This window comes from Streptomyces sp. NPDC001606 (assembly GCF_053596835.1).
In genome coordinates this window covers 25,756-51,681 of record NZ_JBSFHC010000021.1, presented here as the reverse complement: position 1 = coordinate 51,681, position 25,926 = coordinate 25,756, and the positions used below count along the sequence as shown (strand labels likewise).

Sequence of the window (25,926 nt, the reverse complement as noted above, 5' to 3'; positions counted from 1 at the left end):
TAGATATGTCCAACAGGGGAGACAGCCGGTCGGCTTAAGCTGTGCGCATGGCTAAGTGGACCCCCAAGCACGAGGCGCCGGAGCCCCTGGAGGGGCCCGTGGTCGCCACGATCACCGGCGGCACCATCGTGTGGTTCGTCCTCTTCCTGGTGCAGCTCCCCTTCTACGGCTGGTTCGCGGACCACCACCACACCTGGTGGCTGTGGACCTGCCTGGCCGGCGGTGGGCTGGGCCTGATCGGCGTCTGGTACGTCCGCAGGCGGGACGCGGCGATCAAACGGGACGCGGCGATCAAGAGGACCGCTGCCCCGGCCGAGTGACGCCATCGGTGGGCGGCCCGGCGGATCTGTACGTACCGTCGAATGCATGACCCACACAGACGCGGGCGCCGAGCTGGACCCCGTGCATCCGGTGGCCCCGCCGGCGACCGGGCCGGCCGGGCTGACCGGGGCCGAGGTGGCCGAGCGGCGGGCGCGCGGGCAGGTCAACGACATCCCGGTGCGCAGCAGCCGGTCGCTCGGGGAGATCGTCCGGGCCAACGTCTTCACCCGGTTCAACGCGATCATCGGCGTGCTGTGGCTGATCATGCTCTTCGTGGCGCCGATCCAGGACAGCCTCTTCGGCTTCGTGATCCTCGCCAACACCGGCATCGGCATCATCCAGGAGTGGCGGGCCAAGCAGACCCTGGACGCGCTCGCGGTGATCGGGGAGACGCGGCCGACCGTACGGCGGGACGGCACCGCCGTGGAGATCCCCACCCGTGAGATCGTCCTCGGCGACCTGCTGGAGATCGGGCCCGGCGACAAGGTCGTCGTGGACGGCGTCTGCGTGGAGGCCGAGGGGCTGGAGATCGACGAGTCGCTGCTCACCGGCGAGGCCGACCCGGTGGTGAAACGCCCCGGTGCCGCCGTCCTGTCCGGCAGCTTCGTCGTCGCGGGCGGCGGCTCCTACCAGGCGACCAAGGTCGGCCGGGAGGCCTACGCCGCCCAGCTCGCCGAGGAGGCCTCCCGCTTCACCCTGGTCCACTCCGAGCTGCGCACCGGCATCTCCACGATCCTCAAGTACGTCACCTGGATGATGGTCCCGGCCGCGATCGGGCTCGTCGTCACCCAGCTCGTGGTCAAGAGCAACGATCTGAAGGACTCCGTGGCCCGCACCGTCGGCGGGATCGTGCCGATGGTCCCGGAGGGGCTGGTCCTGCTCACCTCCGTCGCCTTCGCGGTCGGCGTCATCCGGCTGGGCCGGCAGCAGTGCCTGGTGCAGGAGCTGCCGGCCATCGAAGGGCTGGCCCGGGTCGACACCGTCTGCCTGGACAAGACCGGCACGCTCACCGAGGGCGGCATGGACGTCACCGAGCTGCGGCCGCTGGACGGGGCGGAGGAGCCGTACGTACGTCAGGTGCTCGGCGCGCTCGGCGAGTCCGACCCGCGCCCCAACGCCTCCCTCCAGGCGATCATCGACGCCTACCCGGACAGCGAGGACTGGCGCTGTGTGGAGTCGCTGCCGTTCTCCTCGGCCCGCAAGTACAGCGGGGCCGCGTTCAGCGAGGGCGACGGCGAGACCAGTACCTGGCTGCTCGGCGCCCCGGACGTGCTGCTCGGCGATGGCGACCCCGCGCTGGCCGAGACCGAGCGGCTCAACGAGCGGGGGCTCAGGGTGCTGCTGCTGGCCCGGGCCGCCCGTGAGCTGGACGACCCCGAGCCGGCCCGGGGTGCCCGGCCCACCGCCCTGGTGGTGCTGGAACAGCGGCTGCGGGCCGACGCGGCGGACACCCTGCGCTACTTCGCCGAGCAGGACGTCCGCGCCAAGGTCGTCTCCGGGGACAACGCGGTGTCGGTGGGCGCGGTCGCGGCCAAGCTGGGGCTCGACGGGTCGGCCGTGGACGCGCGGCGGCTGCCGGCCGACCCGTCGGGGATGGCCCGGGCGCTGGAGGCGGGCACCGTCTTCGGGCGGGTCACCCCACGGCAGAAGCGGGACATGGTCGGCGCGCTCCAGTCGCGCGGGCACACGGTCGCGATGACCGGCGACGGCGTGAACGACGTCCTCGCCCTGAAGGACGCCGACATCGGGGTGGCCATGGGGTCGGGCGCGGAGGCCACGCGCGCGGTGGCGCAGATCGTGCTGCTGGACAACAGTTTCGCGAGCCTGCCCTCGGTGGTCGGCGAGGGCCGCCGGGTGATCGGCAACATCACGCGGGTGGCGACGCTGTTCCTGGTCAAGACGGTGTACTCGGTGCTGCTGGCGGTGCTGGTGGTCTGCTGGCAGGTGGAGTACCCGTTCCTGCCCCGGCACCTGACGCTGCTGTCCACGCTCACCATCGGCGTCCCGGCCTTCTTCCTGGCCCTTGCCCCCAACCGGGAGCGGGCGAGACCGCACTTCGTGCGCCGGGTCATGCGGTACGCGGTGCCGGGCGGGCTGGTGGCGGGCCTGGCCACCTTCGTGACGTATCTGACCGCCCGGCACTACTACACCGGCCCCGGCCGGCTGGACGCGGAGACCAGCGCGGCCACGCTGACCCTGTTCCTGGTCTCCATGTGGGTCCTGGCGATCGTCGCCCGCCCCTACACCTGGTGGCGGGTGGTCCTGGTGGCGGCGATGGGGGTGGCGTTCCTGCTGGTCCTCGCCGTCCCGGCGCTCCAGGAGTTCTTCGCGCTGCGGCTGGTGGGGCTGGCGATGCCGTGGACCGCCGTCGGCGTCGCGGTACTGGCGGCGGCCGCCCTGGAGGGTGCCTGGAAGTGGGTCGACCGCCGCGTTCCGGAGTGAGGTGCCCGGAAGGGGTTACTTCACGCCGACGTACACGCCCGTGGCGGTGGCCGCCGGGGTGGTGGAGGTGCCGGCGAAGCTGTAGCGCCAGTAGCCGCTGTAGTTCGCGGTGGCGCTGGTCTTCAGGTTGCCGTAGGAGTCGGTGTACACGGTCTTGACGGTGGTGTACGTGGTGGTGCCGGCCTTGCGGAACTGGAGCTGGACCGGCTGGTTGGCGTAGCCGTGGTACAGGTGGTCGTCCCAGTCGGCACGGGAGAGCTTGCCCGAGGCGGTGAAGGTCTTGCCCTTGTAGACCGAGGTCGAGCTGGCGGCGGCGGTCTGCTTGGAGTAGCGCTGCACCAGGGTGGTGCCGAGGCTGCTGTTGTCCGTGTAGCCGACCTTGCTCATGTCGGCGGGGTTCTGCTCGTCCTGGCCGTTGAAGGCGATGGCCTCGGCGGCCACGTTCCAGCTGCCCGCCCAGGCGATCTTCAGGTCGCCGTCGGCCGGGTAGATGTTGATGTACCCCGTGCAGGTGGCCGAGGTCGACGTGACGTCCGTGCAGGTGGCCCAGTCGTCGCCGTCCAGCTCGGGGGCGGTGTCGCTGTAGCTGCCGTGGTAGAGGAAGACGTCCGTGTGGAAGTCGCTCGCGTGGATGTCCACGTCGGCGCCGTGCGTCAGCGTGTAGGTGTACTTGGCGCTGACCTCGCTGCTGGTGCCGACCTTGATCGCCTTGGAGATCGAGACGTTCGAGAAGCCGGCGTTCAGCGTGTACGGCGTGCCGTCGGTCCCGGTCGCGTGCGCGGCCGGGACGGCGAAGGCGGAGAGGGCCAGGGCGCCGGAGACGGCGGCCACGGTGGCACGAATGCGCATGTGCGTTCCCCTGGAGGGAGGAGTGTCCTAGGAGTCGGTCGACTCGCGGGACGAGACCCGTGGGGGATGCGCCGGGTTGTACGAGAGGAGCCCTCTGGGGTGGGATTTTGGGCTCGTATTACCGACCCATTGCACAAGTGAGAGAAAGGGCTCCGTTTTGAGCCCTTTCTCTCTCGGCGCCCCGTCGGACCCGCTGGCTCAGTCGAACCAGCGGTCGCGGGCCAGCTCCTCGGTGCGGGACGGGTCCTCCAGCAGCGCGGCCACCTCGAACCGGCGCGGCCACTGCCCCGCCGCCCAGGCCAGCCCGGCGGCGACGCCCTCCAGCGTGGCCGCGTGCAGCACCCCGTCGTCGGTCAGCCGCCAGTCGATCTCCACGCCGTCCACGACCAGCTCCTCGTGCTCGACGTACCGCTCGGGGGTACGCGGCCCGAGCAGCACCCGCACCGGCTCCGGTACGTCGTGCTCGGCGCCCTCGGAGTCGACCGCGCCGGTGACGGACTCGCTCAGCCTGCGCACCTGGAACAGCTCGGCCAGGTCGGCGGCGCGGGACGGCCGTACCGGCAGCAGCGGCACCCCGGAGGTGAACGGCAGCAGGTCGGGCGAGTCGACCACGACCGCCTCCCCCGCGTCCACGACCGCCACCCGCCCGTCGACCACGGCCCGCAGCTCGTCCGGCAGGGTCACCTGCTCGGGGTCCAGCTCGGCCAACGCGCCGTACAAGGCGTGCAGTTGGGCCGGGGTGACGGTCCGCTCCGGGTCGGCCAGCCGGTCCAGCAGCTCGGCGGCTCCGCCCGGCTCGTCCAGCAGCGCGCCGACGGAGGTGCGCACCCCGAGCGCCCGCAGCACCTGCTCGTCCTCGAACCCGGTGGCGTCGGCCTCGTCGTACAGGCCCCGCAGCATGGGGTCCCCGCCGGCGGCGAGCAGACCCGCCGGCCGGCGCCCGTCGAGCACCGGGTGCCCGCGCAGCCACCACGCGGTGTACGGCCGTACGACCTCATGGGTGCCGTCGTGCAGCAGGATGCGGACCGGCTGGGTGAGGGCGTCGCGCAGCGGCGGCCGGGCGAGCAGCCCGAGCGCCTCCGGCCAGCGGTCGTCGTCGACGAGGTCCAGATCGCGGACGGCGACGAGTTCGGTGGCGACCGGCGGCACCGGACTGTCCGGGAACCGGTCGAGGATGTCCTCGCACCACACGTCCACGGCGTCCAGCAGCCCGGCGTCGTCCGGCTCGGCGTAGTCGCCCTCCCGGGGCTCCAGCTCGTCCGGGTCGAGCACCACATCGGTGGCCCGCACCAGCGCGAAGTTCGCGAGCACCCCGCACGCGGTCAGCGGCTGCTCCCCCCAGCGCTCCGCCAACTCCTGGTCGACGGCGCCCAGTTCACCCTCCCGGATCACCCGGGCGAAGGCGCTGCCGGGAAACACCAGCTCACCGGCCGGAGCCAGTTCCCCGTCCTCGTCGGGCAGCGCCAGGGCGCCCAGCCAGGGCTCGTCACCCGGCTCCAGGCCGGCGTCCCGGACCAGGGACAGCACGGTGTCCGCCAGTTCCTCGGCGTCCGGGGCGTCCTCCTCCCAGCCGCCGATCCCGCCGTCCTCGTCCAGCGAGGCGGCGACGGCCGCCCGCACCTGCGGGGTGGTCAGCACCGCGCGCGGGGTCGCGGGCAGCGCGCCCAGCTTCTCCAGCAGCGGATGGGCGGCGTCCTCGTGGGCCACCTTCAGCCCCAGCCGCCCCAGCACGTCCGCGTCCAGCCGGGCGCCGTCCGGGGTGGGCAGCAGCACCTGGCGGGGCCCGATGGTGGTCCGCCCGTCCGCGAGCGGCACCGGCAGCCCGGACAGCCGGTCGGGGTCGACCCCGGCGAGGCTGTCGTACAGCCGCCACCACCAGTCCGGGTCCTTCTCCAGCCCGGCGAGCCGGTCCACGGCGTCGGCCAGCGGCAGCCGGGCGACACCGAGGGTGCGCAGCTCCGCGCGCCGCTCCAGCCCGGCGGGCAGCAGGGTGGGCAGCACCTCGGCGAGCACCCGGACGGTGTCCGCCCCGGCGCCCTCCACGACCTCGGCGTCCCTGGGCCGCAGGGCCACCGGCAGCTCGCTGTCGCTCAGCTCGCTGCCGCTCTCGCCGTCCCGCCCGGCCGGGGCCGCCGGGGGCAGGAACGCGGTGCGTGGCAGCCGCTCCAGGATCGCCTGCCGCAGCGCCACGTCCAGCTCGCCCTTGCCCAGCGGCCCGGGGACCAGGTCGATGATCCCGTCCGTCACCGGCCGCCACTCGGCGAGCAGTTCGGTGTAGACGTCGGCGGCCCGCTGCACCAGGAAGTCGGTGAGGGGGCCGGGCGCGGCGTGCCGGCGGGTGGTGTCCAGCGGGAAGGAGGCGATGAGCAGCGCGGGCACCCCGAGGGGCTCGTCGCTGGGGGTGGGCGCGTGCACGACGGCCGACGTCCGGGGCCGTCCGGGCCGCCCGTCCCCGTCCTCGGGTACGGCCCAGGTCACCGACCAGTGCGGCCGCAGCCGCTCCTCGACGGGCCGGTCGGCGAGCAGGTCCGGGGTGAGCGGGCCGTGCGCGGAGACGGTCCGCCACCGGGTGGTGCCGCCCCGCGAGTCCGCCACCACGGTGACGGCGCCGTCGGCCTCCCGGCGCAGGGTGCGCGGAGCCGCGCCGTCGACCTCGATCACGACCTCGGCCAGCCCCGGCAGGGCGAGCAGCAGGGCGTCGTCGACGGCGTCCAGCAGCCGCTCGGCGAGACCGGCGGCCGCCGCGTCCCGCAGCGGCAGGATGACGGCCGTGTCGTACGGCTGCGGAGCGGTGCCCTCGGCGGCGAACGGCAGCCGAAGCAGCGGCACATGCCCGTCCCGCCGGCGCACCTCGTCGCCGAGTCCCGGGCTGTGCCGGGCCGTGTCGCGGGCCAGCTCCCGGGCCTCGGCCAGCGACCAGCGCACCCCGCCGTGGCGGCCCACGATCGCCGGCTCGTCGGTCACCGAGAGCACGGCCGCGAAGCCGACGCCGAACCGGCCCACGGCCCCCTGCGTCGCCTCGGCGTCCCGCTTGGCCGAGGCCCGCAGCGTGGACAGCGACTCGACACCGGTCGCGTCCAGCGGGGCCCCGGTGTTGGCGGCCACGAGGACCCCGTCCCGGAGGGTGAGGTGCAGCCGCCCCGGCACCTTCGCCCGGGCGGCGGCGTCGGCGGCGTTCTGCGCCAGCTCGATGACGAGACGGTCCCGGTAGCCGCCGAGGACCAGGTCCTCCTCCGCGTTGGCGTCCTCGCGGAACCGCGCGGGGCTGGTGGCCCAGGCGTCGAGCACACCGCGCCGCAGCCGGGCGGTCCCGAACGGGTCGGCGCCCTCGGCAGCCGGACGCACGTACTTGCTCACGTTCACTCTCCTCACCTACGTGGGGACGAAGGTACAGCCCGGGCGGCGGGGGCTTGCCCATGATGGGTCCGGGGGCCTACGGCAGCACGCGGCGGTAGATCTGCCGGGAGCCGCCCTCCGGGCCGGGGGCGGTGGGCTCGGCGGGGGTGAAACCGAGGCTCTCGTAGAAGGCGCGGGCGCCGCTGGTGACGGCGCCGGGGTGGTCGGGGCCGAAGGTGGTCACCTGGAGCGTGCCGGGGCCGGGCACGAATCTGCCGACCGCGTCCTCCATCAGGGCGCGGCCGACGCCCGTGCCCCGTGCCTGCTCGGCGACGACCAGCCAGTGCACCTCGTGGACCGGGGCCGTACCGCCGAAGAGGAGGGCGCCGAGCGGTCCGGCATGCGCCGCTTCCGCCACCAGGGCCGTGGACCGGCGGATGTGCTTCTCCACGGCCCGGTGGAAGCCGGGGTCCTCCACCATCGGGCCGAACCAGTGCTCGACCTGGGCCGCCAGAGCGAGAAAGCCTGGCAGGTCCTGCTGCTGCGCGGGTCTGATGATCACCCGCGCAGTGTGACAGGACGGTGCAGGAGGTGGACGCGGTGGCGGGAGGGCTCAGGAGTGGCCCAGCTCCGCCGTCTCCTCGTCGCCGATCTCCGGGACCGAGCCCGAGTCGCGGGCGGGGCGCAGCGGGAAGGGGTCGACCCGGGTCTCGTCGAGGACCGGCGGGGCCGGCTGCGGGGGCTTCGGCATGACCGCCGCCTCCGAGTGGCCGCCGCAGCCGTAGGCGAGGGAGACCACCCGGCCGTCCGCCGGCGAGAACTCGTTGGCGCACACGCCGAAGGCCTGGCCCAGCGAGCCGCCGATGGGGTTGAGGAAACCGCAGGACACGCAGGAGGCGGGGGCCGCCTGGGCCATGGCCGTCTTCGGGCCGTACGCCTCCTCCCAGCGGTCGGCGGCGGTGTGCAGGCCGTACCGGGACAGCACCCGGGCGCGGCGCATGCCCAGTTCCTCGGCGACGGCCGCGATCGAGCCCCGGGTCGGGACCGTGGGCTGGACCGCGGGGGTGCCGGGGGCGACGTCCGCGTCCTCGGCCTCCGCCAGTTCCGCCATCCCCTCGGACACCGGGGAGCTCGGCAGCGGCTCGTCCTCGCCCGAGTAGCCGGGCTCCAGGCGCAGATCGTCCTGGTCGGTGGGGAGGAGATCGCCGGGGCCCATGTCGCCGGGGCGCAGCCGCTCGCTCCAGGGCACCCACTCCGGGGCGAGGAGGGCGTCCGGGCCGGGGAGGAGGACCACCTCGTCCAGGGTCACGATCTTGGCGCGGGAGGCGCGGGCCACCGTCGCCGCCCAGCGCCAGCCGCGATAGCCCGGCTCCTTGCACTCGAAGAAGTGCGTGACAACGCGGTCGCCCTCCGACACCAGGCCGACGTGCTCGCCGACCACCCCGGGCGCGGCCGCCTCCTCGGCGGCGGTGCGGGCGAGGTCGACGGCCTCGGCGCACAGGCGGTCGGGGGTGCGGCTTCGCGTTGTCGCTGCGCTCACAGGTATCGCTTCTCTCCTACGCCGTCTCCACGAGTGCGGCTGCCTCCGGCGGGCTGTCCGACGGAGCGGACCGGGGGACCGCATCGACGTCTGCATCCGCGCGCTCGGGCGCACCTCTGCCATCCATTCTGCGTTATGGCTGAGATACGCACGCTACACCGAACAAGATTCGTTACCGCCACGCGGCAGCTTTTCCCACCCCCTCCACAACCGTGCATGTCACCGCCGGACCCGACACCCCGCCCGGGATGTCCGGGTCGTCGCGCACTATCCGGTGCCTTCTCGGGGCACTATGAAGCACGTGGCAACCGCGGACAGGCGTGGTGTTCGGTTGGGCGGGGCGAGCCGGGTCGGCGGCGCCGTCCGCTCCGTCGGGCGTGCCCTGCACCTGCCGGTCACCGGTGCCGCCCGCGGCATCCGCAAGGCGACCCACGCGCACGGAGCCGGCGAGTCGGGGCTCGGCAAGCTGATCGAGCTGCACGCCGTGAACGGCGCCGGGGACGTGATGGTCACCGTGGCGCTGGCCTCCACCGTCTTCTTCTCCGTGCCGACCGACGAGGCGCGCGGCCGGGTGGCCCTGTACCTGGCCATCACCATGGCGCCGTTCACCGTCCTCGCCCCCGTCATCGGCCCGCTCCTCGACCGGCTGCCGCACGGCCGCCGGGCCGCGATGGCCGGCGCGATGCTGGCCCGCGCGCTGCTCGCCCTGGTCATCTCGGGCGCCGTGGCCACCGGAAGCCTCCAGCTGTACCCGGCCGCGCTCGGCGTGCTGGTCGCCTCCAAGGCGTACGGCGTGGTCCGCAGCGCCGTCGTACCGCGGCTGCTGCCGCCCCGGTTCTCCCTGGTGAAGGCCAACTCCCGGGTCACCCTCGCCGGACTGCTCGCCACCGGTGTGGCCGCGCCGATCGCCGCCGGGCTGCACCGGGCCGGCGATCCCTGGCCGCTCTACGGCGCCTTCGTCATCTTCGTCGCGGGAACGTTCCTGTCGTTCTCACTGCCCCCGAAGGTCGACTCGGCCAAGGGCGAGGACGTGGCGCTGCTCGCCGCCGACGCGCAGCATCTGCACGGGCCTCACCGCACGGAGGTGAAGCGGCCGGGGCTGCGGACCGTCGGCCCCGCCGTCACCCACGCGCTCGGCGCCAACGCCGCGCTGCGCTGCCTCTCCGGCTTCCTGATCTTCTTCCTCGCGTTCCTGCTCCGCGAGCACCCGCTGACCGGGGAGAGCGCGGCGGTCTCGCTGGGTCTGGTCGGGGTCGCCGCGGGCGCGGGCAACGCCCTCGGTACGGCCGTGGGGGCCTGGCTGAAATCGCGCGCTCCGGAGATCATCATCGTGACGGTCGTCGCGGTGGTGCTGGGCACGGCGATCGTCGCGGCGCTGTTCTTCGGGGCGGTGCTGGTGGCGTGTCTCGCCGCGGTCGCCGGGTTCGCGCAGGCGCTGGCCAAGCTGGCGCTGGACGCGCTGATCCAGCGGGACGTGCCGGAGCTGGTGCGCACCTCGGCGTTCGCGCGCTCGGAGACGCTGCTGCAAATGGCGTGGGTGTTCGGCGGCGCGGTCGGCATCGTGCTGCCGCTCAACGGCCCCCTGGGCCTGCTGATCGGCGCCTGCTTCGTGGCCGTCGGCTGGCTGGCCACGTTGAAGGGGCTGCTGTCCTCCGCCCGGCACGGCGGCCATCCCCAGGCCCGGGTGAGCTGACCGGGGGCGCGTGGGGCCGCCGACCGGCGGCAGGCACGGGCGCTCCGGCCGGCAGACGGCGGGCGCTCCGACGAGGTGCAAGGCGGGCGCCCGGCCGGCATAACGAACCGGCCACGGGTACGCCGCCCGGCCCCGCCCGGCGTAACGAACCGGGCACGCCGCACCCCACGTGGGCGGACGGCTCCGGGCGACCGATAGCCTTCGGCCATGACCACGCTGCAATCCGCTGTGCGACGCCGCCGCGCCGTCGCCGCCGCCGGCGCCGTTTCCGCCGGACTGCTTCTGCTGTCGGCCTGCGACAAGCCGACGCCCGTCGCGACGATCACCGTCGGCGAGGACTCGGTCCACTCCGAGGCGGTCTGCTACAACGACGGGAAGGCGCTGGACACCAAGTCCCTGGTGCAGTGCGCCAAGAACTCCAACGACGCCAAGTCCATCAAGGTCGACCAGGACTCCACCGTCCGCTTCGGCGTCGACCCGAAGATCGCGGACAGCGGCTGGACGCTCCTGGTGAACGGCCGTCAGTTCACGGACACCAGCAAGAAGACCTACCGCACGATCCCCGGCAGCGCGTTCTTCAACGCCCAGTACGGCACCGAGGGCGACACCAACACCGTCCTGATCCAGATGGGCACCAGCCCCGCCAAGGGCGTGTGGGCCTTCAAGCTGAAGAAGGCCTGATTCCGACGTCCGCACGGAACCGGATCCTCGTCGCCACCGCCGTCCCGGCCGAACGGGACGCGGTGGCACGTGCGTTTTTCGCACCGGGGTCGCCGGAGTCGCCGGAGGCCGCTGACTCGCCGTTCGAGCAGCTGTGGCTGCCCGGCACGGGTCTGCTGCGCGCGGCCTTCGGAGCCGGGTGCTGGGACCTGCTCGACGCCGGCGTCGGCCCGGCCCGCGCCGCCGCCTCCGTCTCCGCCGCCCTCACCGCGGCCCGGCTCGCCGGTACCCCGTACGACCTGGTCGTCTCGGCCGGGATCGGCGGCGGTTTCCAGCCGGAGGCGCCCGTCGGGTCGCTGGTCGTCGCCGACCGGATCGCCGTCGCCGACCTGGGCGCCGAGACCGCCGACGGCTTCCTGCCGGTCACCGAACTGGGCTTCGGGACCGTCCAGCACCACCCGCCGAGATCACTCGTCCGCGCCGCCACCCAGGCCACCGGCGCCCCGGCCGGCACCGTCCTGACCGTCTCCACCGTCACCGGCACCGCCGCCCGCGCCACCGAGCTGCGCGCCCGGCACCCGCGGGCGCTCGCCGAGGGCATGGAGGGGTTCGGGGTCGCCGAGGCCGCCGACGCGCACGGCACGGCCGTCCTGGAGATCCGCGCGATCTCCAACCCGGTCGGCCCCCGCGACCGCGCCGCCTGGCGCATCGGCGACGCCCTCGCCGCCCTGACCGAGGCCTTCGGGAAGCTCGCGCCCGCACTGGAGAGTTGGAACCAGCATGACGACCACTGAGCAGCGGTCCTTGCAGATCGCCTACTCCCCCTGCCCGAACGACACCTTCGTCTTCGACGCCCTCGCCCACGGCCGTGTCCCCGGCGCCCCCGCGCTGGACGTGACCTTCGCCGACATCGACCTCACCAACGGCATGGCCGAGCGCGGCGAGTTCGACGTCCTGAAGGTGTCGTACGCCGTCCTGCCGTACGTCCTCGACGAGTACGCGCTGCTGCCGTGCGGCGGTGCGCTCGGGCGGGGCTGCGGGCCGCTCGTGCTCAGCCGGGAGGCGGGCACCGACCTGACGGGCCGTACGGTGGCCGTGCCGAGCGAGAAGTCGACCGCCTACCTGCTGTTCCGCCTCTGGGCGGCGGACACCCTGCCGGGCGGGGTCGGCGAGATCGTGGTCATGCCGTTCCACGAGATCATGCCGGCCGTGCGGGACGGGAAGGTGGACGCCGGACTGGTCATCCACGAGGCCCGGTTCACCTACCGCGACTACGGGCTGCACAAGCTGGCCGACATGGGCGAGCACTGGGAGCACACCACCGGGCTGCCGATCCCGCTGGGCGCGATCATCGCCAAGCGCTCGCTGGGCGCCGAGGCGCTCGGCCGGCTCGCGGACGCCGTCCGCACCTCGGTCCGCGCCGCCTGGGACGACCCGGAGGCCTCCCGGCCGTACGTCATGGAGCACGCCCAGGAGATGGACCCGGCCGTCGCCGACCAGCACATCGGTCTCTACGTCAACGAGTTCACCGCCGACCTCGGCGAGGACGGCTACGCGGCGGTCCGCGGGCTGCTCACCCGCGCGGCGGCCGAGGGGCTGCTGCCGCCCCTCGGCCCGGATGCGCTCGCCTTCCCGGCGGTCTAGCTGCTGGTCAGAGATCCAGCCGGTCAGACATCCAGCTGGTCGGCGACCGCGCGCAGCAGCCCGGCGATCTTCTTGCCGGAGGTCTTCTCCGGGTAACGGCCCTTCTCCAGCATCGGGGTGATGTTCTCGAGGAGGGTCGTCAGGTCCTGCACGATCGAGGCCAGCTCGTCCGGCTTCTTGCGCTGGGCGGCGGCGACGGACGGGGTCGGGTCCAGCAGGATCACCGACAGCGCCTGGTCGCCGCGCTGACCGGCGACGACACCGAACTCCACCCGCTGTCCGGGCTTGAGCGCATCGACGCCGGCGGGGAGAACAGAGGAATGGACGAAGACGTCACCGCCGTCGTCGCGGGAGAGAAAGCCGAAGCCCTTCTCGCTGTTGAACCACTTGACCTTGCCGGTAGGCACGTCTGTCCTCGTCCTCGTACTCGTTGGGAAAACTGCTCGGAAACGGCTCTTGATAGCACTAGAGCGGGTCGACCGTGACCCGCCGCTACCAAGGCTAATGGTCTTCGGGCGGGTGACAAGACGTCCCCCGGTTGTTCTCTCGCGCAGGGAACTACCCTGGTCCGGTGCGTGACAAAACCCAAACGAATTCCGCCGCACCCGGTGACGGACTGATCCGCGCCGGTGCCGTCGTCTTCTTCATCGGTGCCCTGGCCACCCTGGTCACGGTGGTTCCGCTGTTCCTCGGCGCGAAGCCTTTTCCGACCTATATGTACGGCCTGAGCATGCTCATGGCGGTCGGATTCCTGCTCGCCGGGGCGGGCGTACTCCGCTCGATCGCCGCGGGCCGCCGCCAGGCACGGGACGCCTCGGCCGCCCACTGAGCCCGCCGTGCGGCGGGTGCCGGGCCCGGGCCGTGTCAGGCCGCGGCCGCCCGGTGGGCGGACAGCCATGCCGGGAAGGCGGACAGGTCCTCCAGGACCACATCCGCACCGGCCGCGCGCAGCTCGCCGGCCGGGCAGGGGCCGGTGGCCACCGCCACCGACAGCGCGCCCGCCGCACGCGCCCCGCGCACATCGCCGGTGTGATCGCCGACGTACACGTCCGCGCCGTACTCGCGCAGCGCCTCCGCCTTCTGCTCGGCCCACAGGTCGCCCACGACCACGTCCGGCTCGAGGGCGAGGTGGGTCAGGTGCAGCTTGGCGTTGGGCTCGTACTTCGCCGTCACCACCATCGTCCGCCCGCCGGCCTCCCGCACCGCGGCGAGCGCCTCCCGCGCACCGGCCATGGCGGGGGTCGCGGCGATGGCGTACGACGGGTACATCTCCCGGTACAGATCCGTCATCGCGGGCACCTGCTCGGCCGGGAACCAGTTGGCCATCTCGTCGGCGAGCGGCGGTCCCAGCCGGGTGACGACGAGGTCCGCGTCGATGTACGTCCCCGTCCGCTCCGACAGTGCCAGATAGCAGGCGCGGATGCCCGGCCTGGAGTCGATGAGGGTCATGTCGAGATCGAAGCCGACGGTGAGGGTCATGGGGATCATTCTGCCGGGTCGCGCCGGGCGGGGTGACCGTTTATTCGGCCGGGCCGGTGCACGGTACAGCTACCGCTGCCGCTGTGAGCGCCAGACCAGATACAGCGCCGACGCCACCGCCGCACCCCGCACCACCCACGGCCAGGTCTGCCCGATCGCGTCGCTCATATGCCCCTGGGCGATCCGCTCGCCCCAGCGGCCCGTCTGCCTGCCCCACAGCCACACCATCCCGGCCGCCGCCGCCGTACCGGGCAGCACCAGCACCGCCCACTTGCTCTCCGCCGGGCTCAGCCGCCGTGAGCCGTAGGCGATCAGCCAGCCCAGGAGCAGCGCGATCCAGCTGCCGAGCACGGCCCCGGCCACCAGCGAGGCGGCGGCCAGCAGCAGAAGGGGGTTGGACCAGCCGCCGGCCGGGGCCAGGAGACGCCGGCGGGCCGGGGCCGCGGCCGGTTCGTCCGCGGCCGCCGCGGCGGCGGGCGCGGCCGGGGTCCGGCGGCCGAAGAGGCCACGGCGCCGGACCGCCGCTTCCGGCTCCGGTGCCGCTTCCTCCGTGAGCTGCCCGTCCGGCTCCTCCTCCCGCTGCGGCGGCCGCCGGAGCAGCTCCGGAATCTCCACTCCCCCCACGAAGCCCGGAACCGAGTCGGTCTCGGCGAAGCCGCCCGGCCCCGGCGCCACCCGCCACCAGTCCGGCTGCACCGCGCTGCCCCCGAGTTCCTGCGTCCCGGCGAGATGCGGCGGGGACGGCACATCGCGCGGAGCGGACGGCGGGGCCGGCTCGGCGGGCCTGCGGCGCGGCCGCGGCACCCGGCGCAGCCCCTTCGGCCGCTCCTCGCCCGAAGCACCCGAAGCACCCGAAGAGCCCGATGTCCTTTCCCACGGCGCCGGCTGTACGGGCACCGAGGCGGCCGGCGGCTGCGGCACGCCCGCCCCGCCCGGCCCACCGGATCCGCTGCCCGCCGCCGTGACCACCTCGTCCGGGCTGCCGAGGCGCTCCAGGATGCGGCGGACGGCCGCCGGGGAGTCCACCGTCGCCTTGGCCCGGTGCCGGTCGATCTCGTTCCGCAGCTCGGACACGAGCCGCATCCGCGTGGACGAGGGCAACTGCCGCTGCTGGGCGATGTCCCCGACGCGGCTCAGATACTCGTAGACGACCTGGTCGCTTTCGATCCCCAACGGAATACCCCTCCGGGGCGACGCCGACTGAAACCCCGTGAGGACCGTACTCCTTCTCGGCCACCGGACGGACCGGAGCGTCCGCTACCGTTGACCGGATGAGCCCCGAGGCCCACACCGCCCCTCGGTCCCTGGCGGAGGCACTCCGCGCCCGGGACGACGCCTCCCTGGCCGTGCTTCTGCGCAGCCGCCCGGACCTCATCACGCCCGTCCCCACCGACCTCACCCAGCTGGCCACCCGCGCCGGTACCCGCGCCTCGGTGCTGCGCGCCCTGGAACGGCTGGACCGGTTCGCCCTCCAGACCGCGGAGGCGCTGGCCGTCGCCCCGGACCCGGCCCCGTACCCGGTCCTGCTCGGTCTGATGGCGGGCGACAGCGGTGACCCCACCGTGGCCGCCGCGCTCCCGCACGCCCTCGCCACCCTGCGCGAACAGGCGCTGGTGTGGGGCGACGACGACCGGCTCCGGCTCGTCCGCACCGCCCGCGAACTGCTCGCGCCCGCCCCCGGGCGGCCCTCCCCGACCGGGCTCGGACCCACCGTGCAGGAGGCCGCCTCCGGCATGTCGCCGGGCCGGATCCAGGAGATCGTCGCGGCGGCCGGGCTGCCCTCGACCCATGACTCGGTGTCCGCGGTGGGTGCGCTGTCCGCCCTGTTCGGCCACCGGAAGAAGATGGCCAAGCTGCTCGCCGGCGCGCCGGAGGGCGCCCGGGAGGTGCTGTCCCGGCTGGTGTGGGGGCCGCCGTACGGGCAGGTCACCGCGGAACCGGCCGCCCATGTGCGCTGGCTGCTCGACCGGGGCCTGCTGCTGCCCACCGCGCCGGGCACGGTCGTACTGCCCCGCGAGGTGGCCCTGCACCTGCGCGAGGGCCGCGCGCACCGGGCGCCGGAGCCGCTGCCGCCCGCCGTCGAGGCGGCCGCCACGCACAGTCCCCGGATGGTGGACGCCACGGCGGCCGGGCAGGCGTACACCGCGCTCGCCACGGTCGAGGAGCTGCTGAAGGACTGGGACGAGGGCGGGCCCGCGGTGCTGCGGGCCGGCGGGCTGAGCGTGCGGGACCTGAAGCGGACCGCCGTCGCCCTCGACGTGTCCGAACCGGTGGCCGCCTTCTGGGCCGAGCTGGCCTACACGGCCGGGCTGGTCGCCTCCGACGGCGAGGCCGACGAGCGGTACGCGGCCACCCCCGCCTACGACGAGTGGCTCGAACGGCCCCCCGCCGAACGCTGGGCCCGGCTCGCCGAGGCCTGGCTCACGGCCACCCGCACCTCTGGGCTGGTCGGCGGCCGGGACGCCAAGGACCGTACGCTCTCCGCGCTCGGCCCCGGCCTCGACCGCTCCGCCGCCCCCGAGGTACGGCACCGGGTGCTGACCCTGCTGGCCGCGCTGCCGGAGGGCGCCGCCCCCGACCAGGAGTCGGTGCTGGCCCGGCTGAGCTGGGAACGCCCGCTGCGCGGCCCGCAGCAGGACGGCTCCGACGATCTGCGCACCCGGCTCGCCCGCTGGACACTCACCGAGGCGGAACTCCTCGGCATCACCGGCCGCGGCGCCCTGTCGGCCCACGGCCGCGCCCTGCTCGGCGGCCCGCCGGGACACACGGAGGCCGGACCGGCGGGGCATACGGCAGCCGGGCCGACGCGGCATACGGCAGCCGGGCCGGCGGGACACCCCGGGGCCGGGCCGACGGGAAGCCCGGCACCCACGGGGGAACCCTCCCCCTCCCCCTCCCTCGAACCCTCCGGTCCCGGCGACAAGCTCCCCGTCCATCACCGCCGGCCCGTCGCCGGGTCCGCGCCGCTCGCCCCCGGTGAGCAGGCCGTGGCGACGGCCGCCGCCGCCCGGCTTCTCGCCCCGCTCCTCCCGGAGCCGCTGGACCACGTCCTGCTCCAGGCCGACCTGACGGCGGTGGCCCCCGGGCCCCTCCAGCGCCCGCTCGCCGACATGCTGGGCGTGCTCGCGGACGTGGAGTCCAAGGGCGGGGCGACGGTGTACCGGTTCACCCCCGCCTCGGTCCGGCGCGCCCTGGACGCCGGCCGCACCGCCGCCGATCTGCACGCCTTCCTCACCCAGCACTCCCGTACGCCGGTCCCGCAGCCGCTCGCCTATCTGATCGACGACGTGGCCCGTAAGCACGGCCATCTGCGGGTCGGCGCCGCCTCCGCGTACGTCCGCTGCGACGACGACACCCTGCTGGGCGAGATCCTCGCCGACAAGCGCGCCGCCCCGCTGCGGCTGCGCCGCCTGGCCCCGACCGTGCTGGCCGCCCAGACCGACCCGGCGTCCCTGCTGGAGGGGCTGCGCGCGATGGGCTACGCGCCCGCCGCCGAGTCCGCCGAGGGCGACGTCCTGATCACCCGGGCCCACGCCCACCGCACCCCGCCGCGCACCGCGCCCGAGCCGGTGCCGGAGGGTCCGCCGCCGCCCGACCCCACGCTTCTCGCGGCGGCGATCCGCGCGATCCGGGCCGGCGACCTGGCCGCGACCACCCCGCGCAAGCCGCCCGGCTCCGCCGCCCCCCTCGCGGGCGGCGAGCTGCCCCGCACCTCCTCCGCCGAGACCCTGGCCACCGTCCAGGCGGCCGTCCTGACCGGCGAGTCCCTGTGGATCGGCTATGTCAACGCCGAGGGCGCCGCCAGCCAGCGGGTCATCGCCCCGATCCGCGTCGAGGGCGGCTTCGTCACGGCCTACGACCACACCGCCGACGAGGTCCGCACCTACCCCCTCCACCGCATCACGGGCGTGGCGGAACTGGCGGAGGACTGAGCGCTGTGGCACACATACGGCCCCGTCGCCGTCGGTGAGGCACACTGGACGTTTGGCCGTACTCGAATGGCCGTGTGGAAAGGGTGTGCCGCGCGTGAATGGTCCGCTGATCGTCCAGTCCGACAAGACCCTCCTCCTGGAGGTCGACCACGAGCGGGCCGACGACTGCCGTCGGGCCCTCGCGCCCTTCGCCGAGCTGGAGCGGGCGCCCGAGCACATCCACACCTACCGGGTGACCCCGCTCGGCCTGTGGAACGCGCGGGCCGCCGGGCACGACGCCGAGCAGGTCGTGGACGCGCTCGTGGAGTACAGCCGCTATCCCGTGCCGCACGCGCTGCTCGTGGACATCGCCGAGACGATGGACCGCTACGGCCGGCTCACCCTCAGCAAGCACCCGGCGCACGGACTCGTCCTCACCACCACCGACCGGCCGGTGCTGGAGGAGGTGCTGAAGTCCAAGCGGATCGCCCCGCTGGTCGGCGCGCGGATCGACCCGGACACGGTGGTCGTGCACCCCTCCGAGCGCGGGCAGATCAAGCAGACGCTGCTGAAGCTGGGCTGGCCGGCCGAGGACCTCGCCGGGTATGTGGACGGTGAGGCGCACCCGATCGAGCTGCTGGAGGACGGCTGGACGCTGCGGCCGTACCAGAAGCAGGCCGTGGAGAACTTCTGGCACGGCGGCAGCGGCGTGGTCGTGCTCCCCTGCGGTGCGGGCAAGACGCTGGTGGGCGCCGGGTCCATGGCGCAGGCCAAGTCCACCACGCTGATCCTCGTCACCAACACGGTCTCCGCCCGGCAGTGGAAGCACGAGCTGGTGAAGCGGACCTCGCTGACCGAGGAGGAGATCGGCGAGTACAGCGGCACGAAGAAGGAGATCCGCCCGGTCACCATCGCCACCTACCAGGTGCTGACGACCAAGCGGAAGGGCGTCTATCCGCACCTGGAGCTGTTCGACTCCCGGGACTGGGGTCTGATCGTCTACGACGAGGTGCACCTCCTTCCGGCTCCGGTGTTCAAGTTCACCGCCGATCTCCAGGCCCGGCGGCGGCTGGGGCTGACGGCCACCCTGGTCCGTGAGGACGGCCGCGAGTCGGACGTGTTCTCGCTGATCGGGCCCAAGCGCTTCGACGCCCCCTGGAAGGAGATCGAGGCGCAGGGCTATATCGCGCCCGCCGACTGTGTCGAGGTCAGGGTCAATCTCACCGACTCCGAGCGGCTCGCCTACGCGACCGCCGAGGCGGAGGAGAAGTACCGCTTCTGTGCCACCACGGACACCAAGCGGAAGGTGACCGAGGCGATCGTCCGCCGGTTCGCCGGGCAGCAGATCCTGGTGATCGGCCAGTACATCGATCAGCTGGACGAGCTGGGCGAGCATCTGAACGCGCCGGTGATCAAGGGCGAGACCTCCAACGCCCAGCGCGAGAAGCTCTTCGACGCCTTCCGCGAGGGCGAGATCAGCGTCCTGGTCGTCTCCAAGGTCGCGAACTTCTCCATCGACCTGCCCGAGGCCACGGTCGCCATCCAGGTGTCCGGCACCTTCGGCTCCCGGCAGGAGGAGGCCCAGCGGCTCGGCCGGGTGCTGCGCCCGAAGGCGGACGGTCACCAGGCGCACTTCTACTCGGTGGTCGCCCGGGACACCATCGACCAGGACTTCGCCGCCCACCGCCAGCGCTTCCTGGCCGAGCAGGGGTACGCCTACCGGATCATGGACGCGGACGAGATCCTCGCCGAGGGGTAGAGCCGGCTCACTTTCTGCGTATGCCCACGTCCTCGCCGTACTCACCGAGCACGACCACGCCGAACGCCGCCTCCGCGAACACCTTGATCGCGCGCAGGGCGCTGCCGATCAGGTGGCGGGGGGCGCCGTCCACAGCCGTGGCGCCGCTCGGGGGCCGGACAGGGCCTGGGGAGATGGTTGCTGCGGTCATGTCTCCATGGTGGAACGTCGGGCGGGTAGTCCGCATCGGTCTGCGGAGCCAATTCCTGACGGCTCCGCCTGCACCTCCGGGTGGAGGCGGCCCCCTAGTCCGGGGGCCTTCCATCCCCTAGGGGGCCGGCATGCGGTAGCCGTGGCCGGAAATTCGTTGGCCCCTGCCGCGCCGCCTCCCCTACAATCTCCGCTCTTGCCCGCCTCCCCCACGGAGCGCCGCCGCCCGGACGGAAACCGGACGGCACCGTCGTAGCCACCCCGCAGGTCCACCGGAGGCACTCCCTTGTCCGCGCCCGCACAAGAACCGCTCGACGCCCAGCACTCCGCCGCCCACGCCGACCCCCTCGGCCGGGAGCGCGCCCACCTCGCCGCGTCCCGCGCCGCCCTGCGCGCCATGCGCGAGGACGTGGAGTCCCTGGACATCCGCGACGTCACCGCGAACTGGGTCAACGCCGAGGTGCTCGCCCGCCAGATCGACGACCGCATCAAGGCGCTGGCGGACCTCAGCGACACCCCGCTGTTCTTCGGGCGGCTCGACTATCTGCACGCCCCGGGCACGGCGCAGGCCGAGGGCGCGGAGGGCGAGCAGTTCTACATCGGGCGGCGGCATGTGCACGACGCCGACGGCGACCCCATGGTGATCGACTGGCGTGCGCCGGTCTCGCAGCCGTTCTACCGGGCGTCCAAGAAGGACCCCATGGACGTCGGGCTGCGCCGTCGCTTCGGCTACACCGGCGGCGATCTGACCGCGTACGAGGACGAGCATCTCTCCGACCCGGAGGAGACCGCCGCCACCAGCAGGCTGCTCCAGCAGGAGATCGAGCGGCCGCGTGTCGGTCCGATGCGGGACATCGTCGCCACCATCCAGCCGGAGCAGGACGAGATCGTGCGCTCCGGTCTGTCCGGCACGGTCTGTGTGCAGGGCGGCCCCGGCACCGGTAAGACCGCCGTCGGTCTGCACCGGGTCGCCTATCTGCTCTACGCCCACCGGGAGCGGCTCGCCCGCACCGGCACCCTGGTCATCGGACCGAACCGCTCCTTCCTGCACTACATCGAGCAAGTGCTGCCCGCGCTGGGCGAGTTGTCCGTCCAGCAGGCCACCGTGGACGACCTGGTCGCGCATGTGGAGGTGCGCGGCACGGACGACGCGGCCGCGGCCGTGATCAAGGGCGACGCGCGGATGGCCGAGGTGCTGCGCCGGGCGCTGTACGCGCACGTGACCATGCCGACCGAGCCCGTGGTGGTCGTACGCGGGTCGCGGCGCTGGCGGGTCCCGGCGTACGAAATCGAGGAGCTGGTACGGGAGTTGCTGGACCGGGACATCCGGTACGGCGCCGCCCGGGAGGCGCTGCCGCAGCGGATCGCGCACGCGGTGCTGGTGCAGATGGAGCGGGCCGGGGAGGCGCCGGACGACCGGGTGCAGGACGCGGTCGCGCGCAACGCCGCGGTGAAGGCGGCCGTGAAAGCGGTCTGGCCGGCCGTCGACCCGGCCAAGCTGGTGCTGCGGCTGCTGACCGACGCGGAGTTCCTCGCCGAGCACGCGGAGGGGATCCTCGACGAGGACGAGCAGAAGACGATCCTGTGGGCGAAGCCGGTGCGGAGCGTGAAGTCGGCCAAGTGGTCCTCGGCGGACGCGGTGCTGGTCGACGAGGCCGCCGACCTGATCCAGCGCACGCACTCGCTCGGCCATGTGGTGCTGGACGAGGCGCAGGACCTGTCGCCGATGCAGTACCGGGCCGTGGGGCGGCGCTGTACGACCGGCAGCGCGACCGTGCTGGGCGATCTGGCGCAGGGCACGACCCCCTGGGCGACCCGGAGTTGGGCGGATGCGCTGGGGCATCTCGGCAAGCCGGACGGGGTGGTGGAGGAGCTGACGGCCGGTTTCCGTGTCCCCACGGACGTCATCACCTACGCCTCCCGGCTGCTCCCGCACATCGCGCCGGGGCTCACCCCGGTCGCCTCCGTCCGGGAGAACCCGGGCTTCTTCGAGATCCGCCCGGTCGGCACGGAGGCGGAAGTCGTCGCCGCCTGCGAGGAGTTGCTGCGGCACGAGGGCTCGATCGGGCTGATCGCCGCGGACGCGCGGGTGCCGGTGCTGGCCGAGGCGCTGACGGCGGCGGGGATCGCGTATCTCGAACCCGGCGCGGAGACCACCCGTGAGACCCGGCTGACGCTGGTCCCGGCGTCTCTCGCCAAGGGTCTGGAGTACGACTACGTGGTCCTGGACGAGCCGCAGGCGGTGGTCGACGGCGAGCCGGACGAACGGACGGGCCTGCGGCGGCTGTACGTGGCGCTGACCCGTGCGGTGTCGGGCCTGATCGTGGCGCACTCGGCACCGGTGCCTGCGGAACTCGGAGCGGCGGGCGGTGAGTAGGGTGTCGGCCGTCCCGCTCGTCCCCGTGAAAGGCCTCCCTTGAGCACGCCTCCGCCTTCGCACCCCGCGTACCAGCAGAACCCCGGCCCGTACCAGCAGGCGCCCGGCCCGTACCAGCAGGCGCCCGCCGGGTACGCCCAGCCGCCGGCCGCGGCCCCCGTGGGGCAGCCCGCCGCGCCGTACCCGCACGCGCCCGGTGGCTACGGCCAGCCCCCGGCCGCCGTCCCGGCCCCGCAGGGCGCCGCCGGCTACGCCTACAACCCGCAGGCCGCCGCGGCTCCTTATCCGCCGGCCCCCGGTGTCGGGTGCGAGGTGTGCGGGGCGGCGCCCGCCGAGCAGGTGACCGTCCGTGGCCACCAGGGCTTCATCGTGATGATGCGCTTCCTGCGGCGGCAGGGCGTCTTCTGCCGCACCTGCGGGACCGCGATATTCCGGAAGATGCAGTCGGACACCATGGCGCAGGGGTGGTGGGGTCCGGCGTCGTCGCTGATCACGCCGATCACGCTGCTGATCAATCTCTTCACCCTGAAGAAGCTCCGCAACCTCCCCGAGCCGGCCGGCGCCTGGCGCGCCCCGCTGGACCCGGGCGCCCCGGTCCTGCGGCGGCCGATGGGCATGGTGGGCCTGCTCCCGCTCACGGGCTTCGCCCTGTTCGTCCTGCTCATCATCATCGGCGCGACGGCAGGCTGACGCCGGACCCGCCCCGCGGAGCCGCGCCGACCCCACGCAGGGCTTCGCCCGGGAGGCCGGTGCCTGGGGGGCGGGGGCGCTCAGCCGGTGGCCGTACGGCCCGACGGCAGGGCTCGGCCCGGCAGGCCGCCCCGGCTCGGCGGTCGTACGGCCCGGCAGCAGGCGCTCGGCCGGGAAGGCAGGGCGCCTCGGCCGTCATACGGCCCATCGGCAAGGGCTCGGCCGGGCGCCTCGGCAGTCGTACGGCGCGACGGCAGGGGCTGCCCGGGCAGACCACCCCGGCCCGACGGCCGTACGCCCAGGCGACAGGCGCCCGGCCGGGAAGGCAGGGCGCCTCGGCGGGCGTTCGGCCGGGAGGGCGCCCGTGCGTCGGAGGGGTGCTGGGGCGGCCGGGGCGCTCAGGCGGTGGCCGTGATGCGTTCGTCCAGGAGGGAACGCCAGTGGGCCACCGCCTCCGTCGAGACCGGGCCCGCCCAGCCCTCGGGGCGGGCCGCGCCGCCGATGTGGAAGGCGTCGATACCGGCCGCCCGCAGCCGCGGCACATGCTCCAGGCGCAGGCCGCCGCCGACCATGATCCGCTGCTCGTACCCGGGCCGGCCGCTCCGCGCCGCCTCGGCGACCAGCGTGGCCAGACCGTCGTCCACGCCGGTGGCGGAGCCCGCGGTGAGGTAGGTGTCCAGGCCGGGCAGTCCGGCGAGCCGCCCGCGCAGCGCGTCCCGGTCGGCGGCCCGGTCGATGGCCCGGTGGAAGGTCCACGGGCAGCCGTCCAGCGCGGCCACCACCTCTTCCACGGCGGCCAGGTCGACCCGGCCCTCGGCGTCGAGGAAGCCGAGGACGAACTGGTCGGCGCCCGCGTCCCGCAGCTGCCGCGCCACCCGGACCAGGCGGTGCGTGTCCCCCGCCGCGAATCCGTCCGCCAGCCGCAGCATCACGCGCAGGTCGATGTCGACGGCCGCCCGGATCGCCGTGAAGGTGTGCACCGACGGGGTCAGCCCGTCCGCCGCCATCTCCGTGACCAGTTCGAGGCGGTCCGCGCCTCCGGCCTGGGCGGCGACCGCGTCCTCGGGGCCGAGGGCGATCACCTCCAGGACTGCACGCTTGCTCATGAGACCCCATTCGTCGGCTGCGGGCACAGGTCTAGTCCAATCCAAGACTACGCCTCTCCCTGCTTCACCCGCTGCGCCTGCGGAGGGAGGGCACGGGAGAATCACGGGAGAATGAGGGCATGGCCGATCTCGACGCCCTGCGTCTGCGTTTCGCCCGCGCCCTCGAAGGAGCCCGCGAGTCGGGGGGCACCCGCCCCTCAGGCAACGGCCCCGCCCCCGACCCGGCGCCGTACGCCGACAACCTCCTCGCCCGCTGGCAGGAGCCGCAGCGCCGGTATCACACGCTCACCCACCTCACCGCCGTCCTGGACCGTGTCGACCTCCTCCAGGACCACGCGGCCGACCCGGACGCCATACGCCTCGCCGCCTGGTTCCACGACGCCGTCTACCTCCCCGAGCGGTCCGAGAACGAGGAGCGGTCGGCGCGGCTGGCCGAGCGCGCGCTGCCGGAGGCCGGGGTGCCGGAGCCGACGACCGCCGAGGTGGCCCGGCTGGTCCGGCTCACCGTCGGCCACGACCCCGCCGAGGACGACCGCAACGGCCAGGTGCTGTGCGACGCGGATCTCGCCATCCTGGCCGCCCCTCCGTCGGCGTACGCCGTCTACACCGCCGAGGTCCGCGAGGAGTACCACTTCGTGCCCAACGACGCCTTCCGCGCGGGCCGTTCGGCGATCCTGCGCCAACTTCTCGCGCTGCCACGCCTGTTCCACACCCCGTACGGCCGGCGGAACTGGGAGGCCACCGCCCGCCACAACCTCGCCTCGGAGCTGGAAATGCTGTCGACCTGACCGCCGCCGGCCCATACCCTGCGCGCATGCGACCGACAGACGCTGACCATCTGACCGAGGCCGTGGCGAGCTGCACGGCGGCACTGCGACCGGCACTGGACCGGGACTGGGAGGAGGCCGGCGCCGGGCGCCTGGAGTGGAGTTGCCGGAAGACGGCCGAGCACATCGGCTACGCCCTCCTGCGCTACGCGAGCGGACTGGCGGTCGGCGTCGAGGACGTCCGCGTCCCGTTCCACCTCGCCCTGGACGACGGGGCCGACAACGCGGGCCTGCTGAAGGTCATCGAGTCCACCGGCGCGCTCCTCGCCACCACCGTCCGCGCCGCCGCGCCCACCGCCCGCACCTTCCACCCCTACCCCTTCGGCAGCGCCGACCGCACCGGCTGCGCCGCGATGGGCGTCACCGAGATCCTGCTGCACACCCACGACATCGCGCAGGGCCTCGGGATCGCCTACGACCCCCCCGCCGAGCTGGCCGAATCCGTGCTGGCCTGGCTCTTCCCGCACGTCCAGCCCGGCCCCGCGCCCTGGCCGACCCTGCTGTGGGCCACCGGGCGCGGCGAGCTGCCCGGCCGCGCGCCGGTGACCGAGTGGCACTGGTACAACAACCTCACCATCCGCACCGAGCGTGTCACCCTCACCGGCGTCCGCCCGGGCGCCGCCCACGATCTGCGGCTGGGCGGCGACGGCGGCTTCACCTGGCTGGGGGGCGAGCCCTACCAGGGCACCCGGGAGGCCGCCTCGTACCTGCTCAAGGCGTACGAAGCAGGCGTGCACCGGCCCGAGTTCGGCCTCTTCGCCCTCGTCCGGCACGAGGACGGCCTGGCGATCGGCGGCATGGGCTTCCACGGCGTCCCGGACGAGGAGGGCCGCGTCGAGATCGGCTACGACCTGGTCGAGGACGCCCGGGGTCAGGGGTACGCGACCGAGGCCCTCAACGCGCTCGCCGAGTGGGCGCTGGCGCGCGACGACGTCCACATGGTGTTCGCGACCATCGAGCGGGACAACGTGCCCTCGCAGCGCGTGGTGTCACGGGCCGGGTTCACCCGGGCGACCGTGGCGGAGGAGCGGCTCGCCCACGAGGAGCACGGCATGGACGAGGCACTCCAGCTCTACATCCGCCACGCCTGAGAGCCACCCCTG

Annotated in this window: 22 protein-coding genes; 13 read left to right on the top strand and 9 right to left on the bottom strand. The window is 73.9% G+C overall.

The window, feature by feature from the left end:
* Positions 1 to 47: 47 nt before the first annotated feature.
* Both ACWCV9_RS30780 and ACWCV9_RS30775 read left to right on the top strand, forming a co-directional pair.
* Positions 48 to 320 (top strand): DUF2530 domain-containing protein, encoded by a 273-nt coding sequence (locus ACWCV9_RS30780; RefSeq protein WP_450791469.1) that lies wholly within the window; start codon positions 48 to 50, stop codon positions 318 to 320.
* A 46-nt stretch (positions 321 to 366) separates the two neighbouring features.
* Positions 367 to 2,763, top strand: a complete 2,397-nt coding sequence (locus tag ACWCV9_RS30775; RefSeq protein WP_450791468.1) for an HAD-IC family P-type ATPase — start codon at positions 367 to 369, stop codon at positions 2,761 to 2,763.
* Between the two features lie 15 nt (positions 2,764 to 2,778).
* Here the strand turns inward: ACWCV9_RS30775 and ACWCV9_RS30770 are convergent, their stop codons facing one another.
* From ACWCV9_RS30770 to ACWCV9_RS30755, 4 genes are all read right to left on the bottom strand, one after another.
* Positions 2,779 to 3,612, bottom strand: a complete 834-nt coding sequence (locus ACWCV9_RS30770; protein ID WP_450791466.1) for a hypothetical protein — start codon at positions 3,610 to 3,612, stop codon at positions 2,779 to 2,781.
* A 198-nt stretch (positions 3,613 to 3,810) separates the two neighbouring features.
* Positions 3,811 to 6,969, bottom strand: coding sequence for a sacsin N-terminal ATP-binding-like domain-containing protein (locus tag ACWCV9_RS30765; RefSeq protein ID WP_450791464.1), 3,159 nt, complete (start codon positions 6,967 to 6,969; stop codon positions 3,811 to 3,813).
* A gap of 76 nt (positions 6,970 to 7,045) precedes the next feature.
* Positions 7,046 to 7,510, bottom strand: coding sequence for a GNAT family N-acetyltransferase (locus ACWCV9_RS30760; RefSeq protein WP_450791462.1), 465 nt, complete (start codon positions 7,508 to 7,510; stop codon positions 7,046 to 7,048).
* Between the two features lie 51 nt (positions 7,511 to 7,561).
* On the bottom strand, positions 7,562 to 8,488 hold the full coding sequence (locus ACWCV9_RS30755; protein ID WP_450791460.1) for a DUF3027 domain-containing protein: 927 nt from the start codon (positions 8,486 to 8,488) through the stop codon (positions 7,562 to 7,564).
* 292 nt (positions 8,489 to 8,780) lie between these two features.
* On the opposite strand from ACWCV9_RS30755, the gene ACWCV9_RS30750 reads away from it, so the two are divergent.
* From ACWCV9_RS30750 to ACWCV9_RS30735, 4 genes are all read left to right on the top strand, one after another.
* Entirely contained in the window at positions 8,781 to 10,181 is a 1,401-nt protein-coding gene (locus tag ACWCV9_RS30750; protein WP_450791459.1) for an MFS transporter, read from the top strand.
* Positions 10,182 to 10,388: 207 nt separating this feature from the next.
* A complete protein-coding gene (locus tag ACWCV9_RS30745; RefSeq protein ID WP_385842073.1) occupies positions 10,389 to 10,862 on the top strand; it encodes a DUF2771 domain-containing protein in 474 nt (157 codons plus the stop codon).
* The gene (locus tag ACWCV9_RS30740; RefSeq protein WP_450791457.1) at positions 10,835 to 11,635 is read left to right on the top strand and encodes a futalosine hydrolase; all 801 of its coding nucleotides are present in this window, start codon (positions 10,835 to 10,837) and stop codon (positions 11,633 to 11,635) included. The genes ACWCV9_RS30745 and ACWCV9_RS30740 overlap by 28 nt, the downstream gene beginning before the upstream one ends.
* On the top strand, positions 11,622 to 12,485 hold the full coding sequence (locus ACWCV9_RS30735; protein WP_450791455.1) for a 1,4-dihydroxy-6-naphthoate synthase: 864 nt from the start codon (positions 11,622 to 11,624) through the stop codon (positions 12,483 to 12,485). Before ACWCV9_RS30740 ends, ACWCV9_RS30735 begins: the two co-directional genes overlap by 14 nt.
* Before the next feature lie 23 nt (positions 12,486 to 12,508).
* Here the strand turns inward: ACWCV9_RS30735 and ACWCV9_RS30730 are convergent, their stop codons facing one another.
* A complete protein-coding gene (locus ACWCV9_RS30730) occupies positions 12,509 to 12,892 on the bottom strand; it encodes a cold-shock protein (protein ID WP_450791453.1) in 384 nt (127 codons plus the stop codon).
* Positions 12,893 to 13,056: 164 nt separating this feature from the next.
* Between ACWCV9_RS30730 and ACWCV9_RS30725 the strand changes: the two genes are divergently transcribed.
* The gene (locus tag ACWCV9_RS30725) at positions 13,057 to 13,314 is read left to right on the top strand and encodes a hypothetical protein (protein ID WP_450791451.1); all 258 of its coding nucleotides are present in this window, start codon (positions 13,057 to 13,059) and stop codon (positions 13,312 to 13,314) included.
* A gap of 35 nt (positions 13,315 to 13,349) precedes the next feature.
* Here the strand turns inward: ACWCV9_RS30725 and ACWCV9_RS30720 are convergent, their stop codons facing one another.
* Both ACWCV9_RS30720 and ACWCV9_RS30715 read right to left on the bottom strand, forming a co-directional pair.
* Entirely contained in the window at positions 13,350 to 13,964 is a 615-nt protein-coding gene (locus tag ACWCV9_RS30720) for an HAD family hydrolase (protein ID WP_450791450.1), read from the bottom strand.
* A gap of 69 nt (positions 13,965 to 14,033) precedes the next feature.
* Positions 14,034 to 15,137, bottom strand: a complete 1,104-nt coding sequence (locus ACWCV9_RS30715) for a hypothetical protein (protein WP_450791448.1) — start codon at positions 15,135 to 15,137, stop codon at positions 14,034 to 14,036.
* Between the two features lie 98 nt (positions 15,138 to 15,235).
* Here ACWCV9_RS30715 and ACWCV9_RS30710 point away from each other — a divergent pair, with 98 nt between their 5' ends.
* Together ACWCV9_RS30710 and ACWCV9_RS30705 are read left to right on the top strand one after the other, a co-directional pair.
* Complete coding sequence (locus ACWCV9_RS30710) at positions 15,236 to 17,896, top strand: helicase-associated domain-containing protein (protein WP_450791446.1); 2,661 nt, start codon at positions 15,236 to 15,238, stop codon at positions 17,894 to 17,896.
* 94 nt (positions 17,897 to 17,990) lie between these two features.
* A complete protein-coding gene (locus ACWCV9_RS30705) occupies positions 17,991 to 19,634 on the top strand; it encodes a DNA repair helicase XPB (RefSeq protein WP_450791444.1) in 1,644 nt (547 codons plus the stop codon).
* Between the two features lie 7 nt (positions 19,635 to 19,641).
* Here the strand turns inward: ACWCV9_RS30705 and ACWCV9_RS30700 are convergent, their stop codons facing one another.
* Positions 19,642 to 19,824: a hypothetical protein gene (locus tag ACWCV9_RS30700; protein WP_450791442.1), complete on the bottom strand. Its 183-nt coding sequence runs from the start codon at positions 19,822 to 19,824 to the stop codon at positions 19,642 to 19,644.
* A 285-nt stretch (positions 19,825 to 20,109) separates the two neighbouring features.
* Here ACWCV9_RS30700 and ACWCV9_RS30695 point away from each other — a divergent pair, with 285 nt between their 5' ends.
* Positions 20,110 to 22,200 (top strand): HelD family protein, encoded by a 2,091-nt coding sequence (locus ACWCV9_RS30695; protein ID WP_450791441.1) that lies wholly within the window; start codon positions 20,110 to 20,112, stop codon positions 22,198 to 22,200.
* A gap of 39 nt (positions 22,201 to 22,239) precedes the next feature.
* Positions 22,240 to 22,890: an LppU/SCO3897 family protein gene (locus ACWCV9_RS30690; RefSeq protein WP_450791439.1), complete on the top strand. Its 651-nt coding sequence runs from the start codon at positions 22,240 to 22,242 to the stop codon at positions 22,888 to 22,890.
* Between the two features lie 398 nt (positions 22,891 to 23,288).
* Here ACWCV9_RS30690 and ACWCV9_RS30685 read toward each other — a convergent pair whose 3' ends face one another.
* A complete protein-coding gene (locus ACWCV9_RS30685; protein ID WP_450791437.1) occupies positions 23,289 to 23,996 on the bottom strand; it encodes a copper homeostasis protein CutC in 708 nt (235 codons plus the stop codon).
* A gap of 119 nt (positions 23,997 to 24,115) precedes the next feature.
* Here ACWCV9_RS30685 and ACWCV9_RS30680 point away from each other — a divergent pair, with 119 nt between their 5' ends.
* Together ACWCV9_RS30680 and ACWCV9_RS30675 are read left to right on the top strand one after the other, a co-directional pair.
* Positions 24,116 to 24,784, top strand: coding sequence for an HD domain-containing protein (locus tag ACWCV9_RS30680; RefSeq protein ID WP_450791436.1), 669 nt, complete (start codon positions 24,116 to 24,118; stop codon positions 24,782 to 24,784).
* A gap of 26 nt (positions 24,785 to 24,810) precedes the next feature.
* Positions 24,811 to 25,914, top strand: a complete 1,104-nt coding sequence (locus tag ACWCV9_RS30675; RefSeq protein WP_450791434.1) for a GNAT family N-acetyltransferase — start codon at positions 24,811 to 24,813, stop codon at positions 25,912 to 25,914.
* Positions 25,915 to 25,926: the final 12 nt, after the last annotated feature.

What these genes read in the sequence shown, in the direction of transcription:
- ACWCV9_RS30780 (WP_450791469.1), top strand. Translation starts at nt 48, where the DNA reads ATGGCTAAGTGGACCCCCAAGCACGAGGCGCCGGAGCCCCTGGAGGGG.
- ACWCV9_RS30680 (WP_450791436.1), top strand. Translation starts at nt 24,116, where the DNA reads ATGGCCGATCTCGACGCCCTGCGTCTGCGTTTCGCCCGCGCCCTCGAA.
- ACWCV9_RS30750 (WP_450791459.1), top strand. Translation starts at nt 8,781, where the DNA reads ATGAAGCACGTGGCAACCGCGGACAGGCGTGGTGTTCGGTTGGGCGGG.
- ACWCV9_RS30735 (WP_450791455.1), top strand. Translation starts at nt 11,622, where the DNA reads ATGACGACCACTGAGCAGCGGTCCTTGCAGATCGCCTACTCCCCCTGC.
- ACWCV9_RS30775 (WP_450791468.1), top strand. Translation starts at nt 367, where the DNA reads ATGACCCACACAGACGCGGGCGCCGAGCTGGACCCCGTGCATCCGGTG.
- ACWCV9_RS30720 (WP_450791450.1), bottom strand. Translation starts at nt 13,964, where the DNA reads ATGACCCTCACCGTCGGCTTCGATCTCGACATGACCCTCATCGACTCC.
- ACWCV9_RS30770 (WP_450791466.1), bottom strand. Translation starts at nt 3,612, where the DNA reads ATGCGCATTCGTGCCACCGTGGCCGCCGTCTCCGGCGCCCTGGCCCTC.
- ACWCV9_RS30675 (WP_450791434.1), top strand. Translation starts at nt 24,811, where the DNA reads ATGCGACCGACAGACGCTGACCATCTGACCGAGGCCGTGGCGAGCTGC.
- ACWCV9_RS30745 (WP_385842073.1), top strand. Translation starts at nt 10,389, where the DNA reads ATGACCACGCTGCAATCCGCTGTGCGACGCCGCCGCGCCGTCGCCGCC.
- ACWCV9_RS30700 (WP_450791442.1), bottom strand. Translation starts at nt 19,824, where the DNA reads ATGACCGCAGCAACCATCTCCCCAGGCCCTGTCCGGCCCCCGAGCGGC.
- ACWCV9_RS30710 (WP_450791446.1), top strand. Translation starts at nt 15,236, where the DNA reads ATGAGCCCCGAGGCCCACACCGCCCCTCGGTCCCTGGCGGAGGCACTC.
- ACWCV9_RS30685 (WP_450791437.1), bottom strand. Translation starts at nt 23,996, where the DNA reads ATGAGCAAGCGTGCAGTCCTGGAGGTGATCGCCCTCGGCCCCGAGGAC.